Here is a 13,405-nt window from a genome sequence, read left to right as displayed (position 1 = left end):
ATTGAGTAAACCTTGATTTTAGAGCCTCTTATGAAATTGTCCGACCGGCTGCCCAAACACGAGCGCCCCAGGGAGCGGTTGCTGCGCCACGGCGCCGCTGCGCTCCAGGACTCGGAACTGCTCGCCATCGCCCTGCGCACCGGTATTCCCGGCCTGGACGTGGTTGAACTGGGCAGCCGGCTCCTGACCCGATTTGGCGGCCTGCGAGGCCTGCTGGGCGCGACGCCCGAGGAACTGACCGCGGTTCCCGGCCTGGGGGTTTCCAAGGCGTGCATGCTGGCCGCCCTGCTGGAACTGGCCCGCCGCGCCATCGAGGAAGACCTGGCCCGCAACAGCAATCTGGATCACCCGCTGCCGGTAAAACAATATTGCAAGATGGCGCTGGGGCACCGGCAGGTGGAACATTGCATTGCGCTCTACCTGGACAACCGCCTGCGCCTGATCGCCACGGGCGAGCTGGCGCGCGGCACCCTGTCGCAAGCATCGGTCTATCCCCGCGAGGTCGTGCGCGAAGCCCTGCGCCATCACGCGGCCGCCCTGATCATCGCCCACAACCATCCGTCCGGCCTGGCCGAGCCCAGCGCCGCGGACCGCATATTCACCCAGCACCTGAAGCAGGCGCTCGCGCTGGTGGACATCCGGCTGGTGGACCACCTGATCGTGGCTGCCGGCACGGTCGTGTCCATGGCCGAACTCGGCGGCCTGTAGGGGCTGCGGCCCGCGCCGGAATTCGTTAGACTAGCGCCCGCAATTGCTTTAGGCTTAACGCATCTCTCGACCCCCCCGCCTGACATGAAACGCTTGTGGGACATTTCCCCTCCCGTGTCCACCGCATCGCCAGTCTTTCCTGGCGACACGCCGTACCGCCAGCAATGGAAATGGTCGCTTGCGCCCGGCTGTCCGGTGAATGTCAGCGAAATCACCATGTCGCCGCATATCGGCGCGCACGCTGACGCTCCCCTGCACTACCAGAACGGCGCCGCAGCCATCGGGGCCGTATCACTGGAACCATTCCTGGGTCCCTGTCGCGTCATCCACGCCATCGATTGCGGCCCCCTCATCACGGTGGACCACCTGGCCCATGCGGCCCTGAACCTGCCGCCGCGCGTGCTGGTCCGCACCGCCAAGCATGCCGCGCAGGACTGGTGGACCGACGATTTCTCCGCCTACGCGCCCCAGACCATCGAATGGCTGGCCGAACGCGGCGTCATGCTGATCGGCCTGGATACGGCCAGCATCGACCCCGCATCCAGCAAGACCCTGGACAGCCACCACACGATCTTGCGGCACGACATGCGGGTACTGGAGAACCTGGTGCTCGACGATGTGCCGGAAGGCGATTACGAGTTGATCGCACTGCCGTTGGCGCTGGTCCAGGCCGATGCCAGCCCGGTTCGCGCCGTCCTGCGCGAACTGTAGGCTGGTCCGCTGGCCATGGCGGCCGATCCGAAGTCGGCCGCCGGTTCTGGAAGCACGACCATGAAAGACCATTCCGATTTGCATGCGGCGCTTGCCTGCGCCCGCCCCCACGCGCCCTCGTGGCGCGCCCTGCCCGCCTCGGCGCGCCGCGCCGCCCCGCCCTGCAAGGGAGGCCGCGCATGAGCCACTCCGAACGCCCCGAAGACATCGTCCGCCAGGAAAAAGCGCAGCTGGATTTCACGCGCGACATGACCTACGGCGATTACCTGCATCTGGACGAACTGCTGGGCGCGCAGCATCCGCTGTCGCCCGAGCACAACGAGATGCTCTTCATCATCCAGCACCAGACCAGCGAACTCTGGATGAAGCTGATGCTGCATGAACTGCGCGCCGCCATCGCCAATGTGGCAGCCGACCGCTTGCAGCCCGCCTTCAAGATGCTGGCCCGCGTCAGCAAGATCATGGAACAGCTGGTCCATGCCTGGGACGTGCTGGCGACCATGACGCCGCCCGAGTATTCGGCGCTGCGTCCCTATCTGGCGCGTTCCAGCGGATTCCAGAGTTATCAGTACCGCCAGGTCGAATTCCTGCTCGGCAACAAGAACGCGGCCATGCTAAAGCCGCATGCGCACCGCGAGGACCTGCTGGCCCAGGTGCGCAGCGCCTACGAAGCCCCGTCGCTGTACGACGAGGCGCTGCGGCTGCTGGCGCGCCACGGCCTGGACGTGCCGGCCGATCACCTCGAACGCGACTGGACCCAACCCTACCAATCGTCGGCTGGCGTGGAAGCTGCCTGGCTGACGGTCTACCGCCAGCCCGACCGCTACTGGGACCTGTACCAGTTGGGAGAAAAGCTGACCGACCTGGAAGACGCGTTCCGCCTGTGGCGCTTCCGCCACGTCACGACGGTCGAACGGGTCATCGGCTTCAAGCGCGGCACCGGGGGCACGTCGGGCGTGGACTACCTGCGGCGCATGCTGGAAGTGGTGCTGTTCCCCGAGATCTGGAAGCTGCGCACGGATCTTTAAGCGCCGAATTTATCTGGCCCCAATTTTTGGCCAAGGGGAGCCCCTGAGCGGGGCCTCCTTTCCTCTTGGCCTGGCCAAAATTCCCATGCTAGAATTTGGGGTTACTTTTTGGATACGTGGCTGGAGCAGTCAACGAGTATCCGGCCGCTGGGCAAACCCGATCCGCATATCGGCGGGTTCGCCAGGCAGGCGGGACACCGGACACCCGGCTGGCGACCCTAACAACTTGCAAGGCTCGACAGAGCCCTAGGAAAGCACCATGAAAGAAGGCATTCACCCCGAATACCGCGAAGTCGTCTTCGCCGACCTGCAAACGGGCAACAAGTTCATCACCCGTTCGACCGTCCAGACGCGCGAAAGCATCGAACTGGATGGCAAGACGTACCCGCTCTTCAAGTGCGACGTGACCTCCGAATCGCATCCGTTCTACACGGGCGCCCAGACGCGCATCGTCGAAACCGGCCGCGTGGAAAAGTTCCGCGCCCGCTTCGCCCGCACCGCAGGCACGGTCAAGTCCGCTTCCTGATCTGTCGCTCCCCCGGGAGCCGCAGCGAAAAGGCAGCCTCCGGGCTGCTTTTTTTTCTCCCTGGCCGTCCGATTCTGACGCTGGGTACTAGCGCAACCAGACCACTCGGTTACATTAACGCCCGTGTCCCCACTTTCCATTTCCACTCCAGCCCGGCTCACGTCCGTGGCTACCGCGAAACTGCCCAGACTGATTCTGCTGGGCTTGTCGCTGGCCTATATCGTGGCCGGCCTGTTCATGCGCGACCCGTGGAAAACAGACGACGCCGTGGGACTGGCGACCATGATCACGGCGATCCGCGAAGGCGGCATCACCTGGTTGCTGCCGCAGGTGGGACACCTGGCGCACGCCGAGGAAGGTCCCCTGATCACCTGGGTGGGCGCGATCTGCATCTGGCTGTTCGGCCCCTACATCGGCGACATCACCGCCGGCCGCCTGCCCAATCTGCTGTGGTTCGGCATCACCGCCACCAGCGTCTGGTACGGCACCTATCTGCTGGGCCGCCGCGCCGAGGCGCAACCGCTGGCCCTGCCCTTCGGCGGCGAACCCGAACCGCGCGACTACGGACGCATGCTGGCGGACGCCGCGCTGTTGTTGCTGCTGGCCACGGTCGGCATCCTGCAGCGCACCCACGAAACCACCGTGGTGCCCGCCATCATGGCTTGGCAGGCGCTTGCCTTCTATTCGCTGGCGCGCAGCATAGACCGGCCATTCACCGGCAGCACCACCCTGGGCATCGCACTGGCGGCCAGTTTCCTGACCCGCGGCTGGGTCGGCGCCATCCCCATCATGGTGGGCGCGGCCCTGGCGTTCTACCCCCGCAGCCGACTGTGGAAATGCCGGCGCTGGCTGCCGTGGGCCGCGCTGCTGGCCGCCGTCCTGATTCTGGCTTGGTGGATACCCGCCAGCCACAGCAGCGAATACTGGATCCGCAACTGGAAGACCTGGAACCTGTCGTCCTTCGCCGTGCCGCCCTGGCATGACATCGGGCGCACCCTGCGCGACCTGCCCTGGTACCTGTGGCCGACCTGGCCGCTGGCCCTGCTGGCCATCTGGCGCTGGCGCGCCTGGCTCTACGCGCCGCACATCTGGCTGCCGCTGGTCCTGCTGGTGTGCTCGGCGGTCGTGCTGTTCGGCCTGGAAGAAGCCTCGGATTCCGAGTACGTGCTGCTGGCCGTGCCCTGCGCGGTGCTGGGCGCGTTCTCGCTGCCCACGCTGCGCCGCGGCGTGGTCAACACGCTGGACTGGTTCGCCGTCATGTGCTTTTCGCTGACGGCCATCACGGTCTGGCTGGGCTGGGTTGCCCTGCACTTCGGTTGGCCGGCGCAGATTTCCCGCAATATCGCCCGCCAGACCACCGGCTACCAACCCGAGATCTCCTGGGTCGCGTTCGCGCTGGCCGTGGGTTTCACCGTGGGCTGGATCGCGCTGGTGGTGTGGCGGCTGCGGGTGCGGCCGCAGGCGCTGTGGCGCGGCACGGTGCTGTCGGCCGGCGGCCTGACGGTGACCTGGATCCTGCTGGTGCTGCTGTGGCAACCCGCCGTGGACTACGCCCGCAGCTACCGCACCGTGTCGGGCCAGTTGGCCCAGGCGCTGCAGCAGAACGTGCGCCCCGGCGAGTGCGTGCGCGGGCTTAGCCTGGGCAGCGGGCAGCGCGCCTCGTTCCTGATCTTCAATAACCTCACGTTCACGTTCGACTCCAAGTGCACGCTGGTGCTGCAGCAGACCAGCAACCAGAGCTTGCGGGACAACACCGCCGCCTACAGCGACGGCGCCGAGGTGCTGTGGCAAGGCGGCCGGCGCGCCGACCGCCAGGAAGTCTTCCGCCTGCTCCGAGTCGGCGCCCCCCGATGACGCCCGCGCCCGCCGCGCCGATGAGTTTCGGCGCCACCCTGCGCGGCATCGCCAGGCAGGCCTGGCCGGTGCTGGTCAGCCAATGGGCCGGCATCTCCTTCGGCGTGCTCGACACCGCCATGACCGGCCATTCCAGCGCCGCCGACCTGGCGGCAATGGCGCTGTCCGCGTCGATCTACATCACCATCTTCGTCGGACTGATGGGCGTGGTGCACGCCCTGATCCCCATCCTGGCCCAGCACTTCGGCGCAGGCAACAATCTTGAGGTCGGCCGCAGTTGGGGCCAGGGCGTCTGGCTGGCGCTGGGATTGTCCGTGGTGGGCGCCGTGCTGATGCTGTTCCCCAACATGTGGCTGTCCATGTCCGGCGAGGTCGCTCCCGGCGTGCGCGAACGCATCGGCTCGTATCTGCAGGCCCTGGTGCTGGCCCTGCCCGCCGCGCTGGTGTTCCGCACCATCTACGCGCTGGGCACGTCGGTTTCGCGGCCCAAGCTGGTCATGGCGATCAACCTGACAGCCATAGTCTTCAAGGCCTTCTTCAACTGGCTGTTCATCTACGGCAAGCTGGGATTGCCCGCCATGGGCGCCACCGGCGCCGGACTGGCAACCGCCGTGGTGTCGTGGATGAGCCTGGGCCTCGGCTTGTGGGTCATCACCCACGACCGCTACTACCGCCGCTTCAAGCTGCACGTCGGCAAGCCCGACTGGAAGACGCTCAAGGAACTGCTGCGCCTGGGCATCCCCATGGGCGGTTCCTACCTGGTCGAAGTGTCGGCCTTCACTTTCATGGCCCTGCTGGTGGCGCGCGAAGGCACTTACGTAACCGGCGGCCATCAGATCATGTCCAACCTGGCCGCGCTCTGCTACATGATGCCCATGGCGCTGGGCGTCGCCACGGCAGCCCTGACCGCGCAGGCCATCGGCGCGGGCAACCTCGCCCATGCGCATCGCACCGGCATGGCCGGCCTGACGCTGGGCATCCTGGGCGCCCTGCTGACGGCGGCGGTGCTGCTGGCCGGCCGTCCGCTGATCCTGGCCGCCTATACCGACAATCCGGAGGTGGCCGCGGTGGCGACCACGCTGCTGGCCGTCCTGCCCCTCTTCCACCTGTTCGACTCGATGCAGTGCATCAACTCCTACCTGCTGCGCGCCTACAAGGTCGCGGTGGTGCCGCTGCTGCTGCAGGTGGTGGCGCTGGCGGGCGTGGGCCTGGTCGGCGGCTGGTGGTTCGGTTTCGGCCCGGGCCGCGGAGGCCTGGACGGCGTGCGCGCCATCCTGGTCCCTGGCTCCCCCCAGGGCGCGGGCAGCATGTGGCTGATGGCCATGGTCGGCCTGGGACTGTCGGCGGCCTTGCTGCACTATTGGTACCGGCGCATCGTGCGCGGGACGATCAAGTAAAAAAAGCAGCCTTGCGGCTGCTTTTTTTGGACCTTATTTCGGCCGCTTGTCGATCACGCGGCGAGCCTTGCCGGTCAGCGTGCGTTCCACGTGCCCGGAATCCGACACCTGGATGCGCGCGCTCACGCCGATGTGCGTCTTCACGGCATGCTGGAGCTGCTTGCCCAGGTTCGCGCGCTCGGCATCCGACAGGGTGGAAAATTCGGCGCGCAGTTCGGTCAGGATTTCCAGCTCGTCCATATTGCCGGTGCGCGACAGCACCAACTGGTAATGCGGCGCCAGCTGGGCGATCTTCAGGACCAGTTCCTCGACCTGGGTCGGGAACATGTTCACGCCGCGCACGATCAGCATATCGTCGCTGCGGCCAGTGATCTTGCCGATGCGCCGCATGCTGCGCGCGGTGGGCGGCAGCAGGCGCGTCAGGTCGCGGGTGCGGTAGCGGATGATGGGCATCGCTTCCTTGGTCAGCGAGGTGAACACCAGTTCGCCCGGCTCGCCGTCGGCCACGGGCTCGCCCGTGTCGGGATTGATGATTTCCGCGTAGAAATGGTCTTCCCAGACCACCGGACCGTCCTTGGTCTCGACGCATTCGCTGGCAACGCCAGGCCCCATCACTTCGGACAGGCCGTAGATGTCCACGGCGTCGATGCCGGCTTCGGCCTCGATGTCGGCGCGCATCTGCCCGGTCCAGGGTTCGGCGCCGAAGATGCCGATGCGCAGCGAACTTTGACGCGGATCAATCCCCTGGCGGCGCTGTTCCTCCAGAATATTGCAGAAGTAGGAGGGCGTGACCATGATGATGTCCGGACGGAAATCGTTGATCAACTGCACCTGCTTTTCGGTCTGTCCGCCCGACATCGGGATGACCGTGCAGCCCAGGCGTTCCGCGCCGTAATGCGCGCCCAGGCCGCCCGTGAACAGGCCGTAGCCGTAGGCCACGTGCACCGTGTCGCCGGGCTTGCCGCCCGCCGCGCGGATCGAGCGCGCCACCAGGTTGGCCCAGTTGTCCAGGTCGCCCTTGGTGTAGCCCACGACCGTCGGCTTGCCGGTGGTGCCGCTGGAGGCGTGGATGCGCGAGATGCGCTCGCGCGGCACGGCGAACATGCCGAAAGGATAGTTCTCGCGCAGTTCCTTCTTCGTGGTGAAGGGGAACTTCGAGATATCGGACAGCTGCTTCAGATCGTCGGGATGCACGCCGGCTTCATCGAAAGCCTTCTTGTAGTGCGGCACATTGTCGTAGGCATGCTTGAGCGACCACTTCAGGCGCTCGAGCTGCAGCGCGCGCAGCTCATCCTGGCTGGCATGCTCGATGGGGTCCAGCCCCGGCTTGCTCATGGTGTTGGACATGGTTATCTCTCTCCTGAAATTCTCTCTGCGCGGGGCCGGATCGCGGCGGGCGTATGCCCTGCCCGCTCGCGGCGCGGCCCGCGGCCGTATAGCTTTGGTTGGCTGGCTGCCTCAAGCGTCCGCGGGGACGCCGACGATCTGGCCCTTGATGCGGTAGGAGCGGCCGCGGAACAGCGCCACGTTGCGTCCTTCCTGGTTGGTGACGGTGACGTCATAGACGCCGGTGCGGCCGGCCAGCGAACGCTCCTGCGCCACGGCGGTCAGCAGATCGCCTTCGAAGCCCGGGGCCAGATAGTCGATGGTGCAGCCCGAGGCCACGGTGCTGACGTTGCGCGAATTGCACGAAAAGGCGAAGGCGCTGTCCGCCAGGGCGAAGATGAATCCGCCGTGGCAGGTCTTGTGGCCGTTCAGCATGTCGGCGCGCACGCGCATGGTCAGCCGCGCGTAGCCCGGCGCCATTTCCTCGACTTTCATGTCCAGGCCCTGCGAGGCCGCATCGCCCGCAAACATGACGGTGCCGACGGCCTGCGCCAGCTCCTGGGGATCGGCCGGCACTTCGACCGCGGGAACGTGTGCGTTCATTCTTATTGCCCCTTGAATTGCGGTTCGCGCTTGCCGAGGAAGGCGGCCACGCCTTCCGCGTAGTCTGCGCTGCGGCCGAGTTCGCGCATCATGTCGCGCTCAAGGTCCAGCTGCGTGGACAGGTCATTGCCCAGGCTGGCCTGCATGGCCCGCTTGGTGTACGCCAGGCCCTTGGTCGGCGCCTTGGCGAAGTGCTGCGCCAGGCGTTCCAGCGTGGCATCGAATTCCTCGTCCGCCACGCATTGCCAGATCAGGCCCCACTCTTCGGCCTGCTTGGCGCTGAGCTTGTCGCCCAGCATGGCCAGTCCCATGGCGCGGGCACGGCCGACCAGACGCGGCAGCACAAAGGTGCCGCCCGTGTCGGGGATCAGCCCGAGGCGGCAGAACGACTGGATGAACGTTGCCGAAGCCTTGGCGATGACGATGTCGCCCGCAAACGCCAGGTTGGCGCCTGCGCCGGCCGCCACGCCGTTCACGCCCACCACGACGGGCATGGGCAAGGCGTTGACGCGGCGCACCAGCGGCCCGTAGAACTTGTCGACGGTTTCGCCGAGGTCGGGCGGCGTGCCGTCGGCGGCGGGCTTGCGCTCGCTCAGGTCCTGGCCGGCGCAGAAGCCGCGGCCGGCTCCCGTCAGCAGCAGCACACGCGCGCCCTCGGTCTCCACGCGCGTCAACGCGTCGGCCACTTCGCCGTGCATGTTGGCGGTGAAGCTGTTCAGCTTGTCGGGACGGTTCAGCGTCAGGCGCGCGATGCCGCCGGACAGGTCGAATTGGATATCCTGGTAGCTCATGTCATCGCCCCCGTTCAGACATGACGGCGGGTTTGCACCACGCGGAAGCGGTTGGACACGAAAGCCGAATCCGACAGCGCGGCATTGGCGGCCGGGTTGGCGCCGGTGCCGTGGAAGTCGCTGAAAGCGGCGGTCTGGTTGACGAACACGCCGCCCGTCAGGTTCAGCGACAGCGACACGCCCGAGACTTCAGCCGCGTCCTGCACCTGGTCGGCGACGGCGTCGCTGGTGGTGTAGGCCGACAGCGACAACGCGCCATGCTTGATGACGCTGTCACGCGCCAGCTGGATGCTGTGGGTGGTGGAATCGGTAGCCACCACGAAGGCGATCGGCCCGAACCATTCCTGGCTGATGGCGGCGTTGCCAGCTTCCGTGCGCAGCAGCAGCGGCGTGCGGACGCGGGCGTTCTCGAACTGCGGGTGCGTCAGCGCCTTGCTGTCGGCCACCACCGGCAGGCCCAGCGCGCGGGCCTTCTCGATGCGCTCGACGATGCCTTCGTTCTGGATCGCGCCGGTCAGCTCGACGGCCTTGGCCGCATCGGCGCCGACCTTCTCGACCGCGGCGCCCAGGGCAGCAGCGACCTCGTCGAAGCTGACGCGGCCTTCCGGCGTCTGGATGCCGTCGCGCGGCACGTAGATGTTCTGCGGCGCGGTGCACATCTGGCCCGAGTACAGGGCCAGCGAGAACGCCAGGTTGCGGGCCACGCCCTTGAGGTCGTCGGTGGAATCGATGATGACCTGGTTGACGCCGGCCTTCTCGGTGTAGACCAGCGCCTGGCGGGCGTTGTTCTCCAGCCAGTCGCCGTTGGCGGTGCTGCCGGTGAAGTCGACGATCTTGACCGCCGGGTCCAGCGCCAGCTTCTGCGCGGTGTCATCGCCGGCAGCGTGCGCGGCCAGCAGGACGACGTCCGGGTCGAAGCCCGCTTCCTGCAGAACTTCGCGCGCCACCTTCACGGTGATGGCCAGGGGCAGGATCGCGCCGGGGTGCGGCTTGACGATGACGGTGTTGCCGGTAGCCAGGCTGGCGAACAGGCCGGGGTAGCCGTTCCAGGTCGGGAAGGTGGAGCAGCCGATCACCAGCGCCACGCCTCGCGGCACCACGGTGAACTGCTTTTCCATGCGGATCGGGTCATTCTTGCCTTGCGGCTTTTCCCAGACGGCCACGCCGGGGATGCGCGACATTTCCTGCCAGGCGTAGGTCACGGCTTCGAAGCCGCGGTCCTGCGCGTGCGGGCCGCCGGCCTGGAAGGCCATCATGAAGCCCTGGCCGGTGGTGTGCTGGACCGCGTAGGCGATCTCGAAGCTGCGCTTGTTCAGGCGCGCCAGGATTTCCAGCGACACGCCCACCCAGGCACGCGGGCCGGCGCGGCGCCAGTCTTCCAGCGCGCGCTTGGAGGCGGCGATCAGCTTGTCGGCGGGCACGTGCGGATAGGTGATGCCCAAGTCGAAGCCGAACGGCGATTTTTCGCCGCCGACGGTACCGTCGGCGTCGTGCAGGTTCAGCGGGAAAGGCTTGCCTTGCAGCGCTTCAAAAGCCGCGCGGCCGTCGTCGTTGGCGGTTTCGCCATAGTTGCGGGGGCTGGGCGACTCGGCAAAGGGGCTCCAGTAGCCGCGCAGGGAGGCGGCGGCCATGGCTTGTTCCAGCAGGGGCTGATGACGTTCGAAGAATTGTTGGGACACTGCGTCTCTCCAAATGGATATGGTTTTATCTGCCTGGCGCGGGCCGGGTCAGGTTTCCTGGTCGAAGTCGATGACCAGGCGGTCGCTGACCGGAAAGCTCTGGCAGCTCAGGATGAATCCGCGCGCCACTTCGTAGTCTTCCAGGGCGAAGTTGGCGTCCATGTCCACCTCGCCTTCGATGACCTTGCAGCGGCAGGTGGAACACACCCCGCCCTTGCACGAATACGGCAGTTCGATACCTTGCGCCAGCGCCGAATCCAGCACGCTGTCTTTATTCTTTTCAATCACGAACATACGGCTGTGGCCGTCCTGCACCACGGTCACCTCGCACTGGCCCTTGCCGGGCGCCTGGCGGGCGTCCTGGCCGGTGCGCAATGCGCGCGGCCCCTTGGGCGCGCCGAAGAGTTCGAACTTGATGTTCGACTTCGGAATGCCGCGGGCCTGCAGCCGCTCGACCACGCTTTCGGTCATGGTCTGCGGACCACAGACAAAAGCGTAATCGATATCCTCGGGGCTCATCCAGGCCGACATCAGCTGGTCGACCTTGTCGCCGTCCAGGCGGCCGTTGAAGAGTTCGATGTCCTGGGTCTCGCGGCTCATGATGTAGACCAGCGAGAAACGCTCCATATAGAGGTTCTTCAGGTCCTCGATCTCTTCGCGGAACAGCACCGCGGACGAAGCGCGGTTGCCGAAGAACAGCGTGAACTTGCTGTCGGGCTCGGTCGACAGCGCGGTCTTGACCAGGGAGAACACCGGCGTGATGCCGCTGCCTACGGCAAACGCCACATAGTGGCGCTTGTTCTCGGGGGAAAAATCGACGGTGAAGTTGCCGGCCGGCGCCATGACTTCCAGGGTCTGGCCGGGCTGCAGTTCATGGTTGGCCCAGCTAGAGAAAACGCCCTCGTCCACCTTCTTGATGGCCACGCGCAGCAGCTTGTCGTGGGGCGCGGAACAGATGGAATAGGAGCGGCGCTGCTCCTGGCCGTTGAGCTCGGTGCGCAGCGTCAGGTACTGGCCCGGCAGGAAGGCGAACTCTTGCGCCAGCGTCTCGGGCAGGTCGAAGGTCACGACCACGGCGTCGCGCGTGTTGCGCGCCACCGAAGCCACCGTCAAGGAATGGAATTGGTTCTGGCTCATTGCGAAACCGCTCTCAGTGAGTCTTGAAATAATCGAAGGGCTCGCGGCAAGACACGCAGCGATACAGCGCCTTGCACGACGTGGACCCGAAGTTGCTGACCAGGCGCGTGTCTTTCGAGCCGCAGCGCGGGCAGGCGATGGCGGGGCCGGCCGCGCGCCGGCTGATGCCCGAGATGTCGACGGCGCGTTCGGCGGGCGCGGCGATGCCGTAGCCCTTGAGCGCCTCGCGTCCCTTCTCGCTCATCCAGTCGGTGGTCCAGGCCGGCGCCAGGCGGGTTTCCACGCGGACCTCGGCGACGCCGTGGCGGGCCAGCGTCTGCTGGATATCCTGCGTGATCTCGCGCATGGCCGGACAGCCGGAGTATGTGGGCGTGATGACCACGACACAGGCCTCGCCGTCCCAGGACACGTCCCGCACCACGCCCAGATCCACCACGGACAGCACGGGGATCTCCGGGTCGGGGACCTCCTGCAGCCAGGCGTAGACCTGGTCGGCGGAAACGGGCGCCAGCGCGTTCACCAGGTGGCTCCCGGGTAGGCGCGCGGCAGGAACTGCATTTCGGCGAGCACGTAGCCCAGTTCCTCGGTGTGCTTGCCCTGGCGTCCGCCACGGTATGCCAGATGGCTGGCGGCGGCTTCGTCGGGCACCGTCAGGGTGGCTTCTTCCAGGACTTCGCGCACATGGGCTAGCCAGGGCTGGCGCAGGGCCGACAGTTCACAGCCGATGCCGCGGGCGGCGACGTCCAGGTCGACGGCGTCGTCGGCGAACAACTCACCGGTGAAACGCCAGGCATCATCGATGGCGGCCTGCATCTTGGCATGGCTTTCCGCCGTGCCGTCGCCCAGGCGCACCACCATGTCCGACGAACGCCGCACGTGGTAGGTCACTTCCTTGATGGCCTTGGCCGCAATGCCGGCGACGCGTTCGTCGCTGGACTTTTCCAGGCGCTGCAGCAGGAAATAGTGCCAGACGTCGAACAGGAACTGGCGCGCCATGGTGTCGGCGTAGTTGCCGTTGGGGCGTTCGACCAGCAGCGCGTTATGGAACTGGTGCGCATCGCGCAAATAGGCCAGCGCGTCTTCATCGCGGCCGGCGCCTTCGACTTCGCCGGCCAGCGTCAGCCACATGCGGGCCTGGCCCAGCAGGTCGAGCGCGGTGTTGGTCAGCGCCAGGTCTTCTTCCAGGATCGGGCCGTGGCCGGTCCAGGCACCCAGCCGCTGCGACAGGATGAGCGAGGAATCGCCCAGGCGCAGCAGGTATTCAAACAGAGTCTTGTCCATGTCTCCCCCGCCGTCTTACATGTGCTTGATTTCTTCGGGCATCGGGAAGAACGTGGGATGCCGGTAGACCTTGCTGTTGGCCGGTTCGAACAGCGGATCCTTGTCGCCGGGGCTGCTGGCCGAAATATCGGAGGCGCGCACCACCCAGATGCTCAGGCCTTCGTTGCGGCGCGTGTAGACGTCACGGGCGTGGTTGATCGCCATTTCGGCGTCGGGCGCGTGCAGGCTGCCGACGTGCTTGTGCGCCAGGCCGTGCTGGCTGCGGATGAACACTTCCCACAGGGGCCAGTCTTTGCTCATGATGGATGTCCTTGAATGCCGGGCGCGCGCGGCGCGCTCCGGTTTGCAATGGTGGTGAAGAAGA

Annotated in this window: 14 protein-coding genes; 6 read left to right on the top strand and 8 right to left on the bottom strand. The window is 66.4% G+C overall.

The genetic code is table 11. From position 1 onward, the window contains the following. The first annotated feature begins 30 nt into the window (after positions 1–30). The 6 genes from radC (at position 31) to IB258_RS23160 (ending at position 6,224) form a co-directional block, all read left to right on the top strand. Entirely contained in the window at positions 31–708 is a 678-nt protein-coding gene (radC, locus tag IB258_RS23185) for a DNA repair protein RadC (protein ID WP_054450979.1), read from the top strand. Between the two features lie 84 nt (positions 709–792). Beyond that, a complete protein-coding gene (gene kynB / locus IB258_RS23180; protein ID WP_054450978.1) occupies positions 793–1,419 on the top strand; it encodes an arylformamidase in 627 nt (208 codons plus the stop codon). 179 nt (positions 1,420–1,598) lie between these two features. Next, complete coding sequence (gene kynA, locus IB258_RS23175; protein WP_054450977.1) at positions 1,599–2,447, top strand: tryptophan 2,3-dioxygenase; 849 nt, start codon at positions 1,599–1,601, stop codon at positions 2,445–2,447. A 259-nt stretch (positions 2,448–2,706) separates the two neighbouring features. Next, positions 2,707–2,973, top strand: coding sequence for a type B 50S ribosomal protein L31 (locus tag IB258_RS23170; protein WP_054450976.1), 267 nt, complete (start codon positions 2,707–2,709; stop codon positions 2,971–2,973). 123 nt (positions 2,974–3,096) lie between these two features. Beyond that, positions 3,097–4,827: a glycosyltransferase family 39 protein gene (locus IB258_RS23165; RefSeq protein ID WP_054450975.1), complete on the top strand. Its 1,731-nt coding sequence runs from the start codon at positions 3,097–3,099 to the stop codon at positions 4,825–4,827. Further along, a complete protein-coding gene (locus IB258_RS23160) occupies positions 4,824–6,224 on the top strand; it encodes an MATE family efflux transporter (protein WP_119450886.1) in 1,401 nt (466 codons plus the stop codon). The genes IB258_RS23165 and IB258_RS23160 overlap by 4 nt, the downstream gene beginning before the upstream one ends. A 33-nt stretch (positions 6,225–6,257) precedes the next feature. On the opposite strand, the gene paaK is transcribed toward IB258_RS23160, so the two are convergent. From paaK to paaB, 8 genes are all read right to left on the bottom strand, one after another. Beyond that, complete coding sequence (gene paaK, locus IB258_RS23155) at positions 6,258–7,571, bottom strand: phenylacetate--CoA ligase PaaK (protein WP_054450973.1); 1,314 nt, start codon at positions 7,569–7,571, stop codon at positions 6,258–6,260. A gap of 111 nt (positions 7,572–7,682) precedes the next feature. Then, the gene (gene paaI / locus IB258_RS23150) at positions 7,683–8,153 is read right to left on the bottom strand and encodes a hydroxyphenylacetyl-CoA thioesterase PaaI (protein ID WP_054450972.1); all 471 of its coding nucleotides are present in this window, start codon (positions 8,151–8,153) and stop codon (positions 7,683–7,685) included. A gap of 2 nt (positions 8,154–8,155) precedes the next feature. Next, positions 8,156–8,944 carry a 2-(1,2-epoxy-1,2-dihydrophenyl)acetyl-CoA isomerase PaaG gene (gene paaG / locus IB258_RS23145; protein ID WP_119450887.1) on the bottom strand — a complete coding sequence of 263 codons (789 nt, stop codon included), beginning with the start codon at positions 8,942–8,944 and terminating at the stop codon, positions 8,156–8,158. Positions 8,945–8,958: 14 nt separating this feature from the next. Then, positions 8,959–10,623 carry a phenylacetic acid degradation protein PaaN gene (gene paaN, locus IB258_RS23140; protein WP_054450970.1) on the bottom strand — a complete coding sequence of 555 codons (1,665 nt, stop codon included), beginning with the start codon at positions 10,621–10,623 and terminating at the stop codon, positions 8,959–8,961. A 48-nt stretch (positions 10,624–10,671) separates the two neighbouring features. Next, a complete protein-coding gene (gene paaE / locus IB258_RS23135) occupies positions 10,672–11,760 on the bottom strand; it encodes a 1,2-phenylacetyl-CoA epoxidase subunit PaaE (RefSeq protein WP_054450969.1) in 1,089 nt (362 codons plus the stop codon). Between the two features lie 13 nt (positions 11,761–11,773). Next, entirely contained in the window at positions 11,774–12,280 is a 507-nt protein-coding gene (gene paaD, locus IB258_RS23130) for a 1,2-phenylacetyl-CoA epoxidase subunit PaaD (RefSeq protein WP_054450968.1), read from the bottom strand. Continuing rightward, positions 12,277–13,041: a 1,2-phenylacetyl-CoA epoxidase subunit PaaC gene (gene paaC / locus IB258_RS23125; protein ID WP_119450888.1), complete on the bottom strand. Its 765-nt coding sequence runs from the start codon at positions 13,039–13,041 to the stop codon at positions 12,277–12,279. The genes paaD and paaC overlap by 4 nt, the downstream gene beginning before the upstream one ends. A 15-nt stretch (positions 13,042–13,056) precedes the next feature. Further along, a complete protein-coding gene (paaB, locus tag IB258_RS23120; RefSeq protein WP_006388300.1) occupies positions 13,057–13,341 on the bottom strand; it encodes a 1,2-phenylacetyl-CoA epoxidase subunit PaaB in 285 nt (94 codons plus the stop codon). Positions 13,342–13,405: the final 64 nt, after the last annotated feature.

It is taken from the genome of Achromobacter sp. ACM02 (genome assembly GCF_014851605.1).
Lineage (GTDB): Bacteria > Pseudomonadota > Gammaproteobacteria > Burkholderiales > Burkholderiaceae_B > Achromobacter > Achromobacter aegrifaciens.
This window is presented reverse-complemented; position numbering and strand designations above follow the sequence as displayed.

Bases quoted from the DNA above. Each gene is read 5' to 3' on its own strand.
- IB258_RS23160 (WP_119450886.1), top strand. From the start codon at position 4,824: ATGACGCCCGCGCCCGCCGCGCCGATGAGTTTCGGCGCCACCCTGCGC.
- paaK (WP_054450973.1), bottom strand. From the start codon at position 7,571: ATGTCCAACACCATGAGCAAGCCGGGGCTGGACCCCATCGAGCATGCC.
- radC (WP_054450979.1), top strand. From the start codon at position 31: ATGAAATTGTCCGACCGGCTGCCCAAACACGAGCGCCCCAGGGAGCGG.
- paaE (WP_054450969.1), bottom strand. From the start codon at position 11,760: ATGAGCCAGAACCAATTCCATTCCTTGACGGTGGCTTCGGTGGCGCGC.
- IB258_RS23170 (WP_054450976.1), top strand. From the start codon at position 2,707: ATGAAAGAAGGCATTCACCCCGAATACCGCGAAGTCGTCTTCGCCGAC.
- paaB (WP_006388300.1), bottom strand. From the start codon at position 13,341: ATGAGCAAAGACTGGCCCCTGTGGGAAGTGTTCATCCGCAGCCAGCAC.
- paaG (WP_119450887.1), bottom strand. From the start codon at position 8,944: ATGAGCTACCAGGATATCCAATTCGACCTGTCCGGCGGCATCGCGCGC.
- paaI (WP_054450972.1), bottom strand. From the start codon at position 8,153: ATGAACGCACACGTTCCCGCGGTCGAAGTGCCGGCCGATCCCCAGGAG.
- paaC (WP_119450888.1), bottom strand. From the start codon at position 13,041: ATGGACAAGACTCTGTTTGAATACCTGCTGCGCCTGGGCGATTCCTCG.
- kynB (WP_054450978.1), top strand. From the start codon at position 793: ATGAAACGCTTGTGGGACATTTCCCCTCCCGTGTCCACCGCATCGCCA.
- kynA (WP_054450977.1), top strand. From the start codon at position 1,599: ATGAGCCACTCCGAACGCCCCGAAGACATCGTCCGCCAGGAAAAAGCG.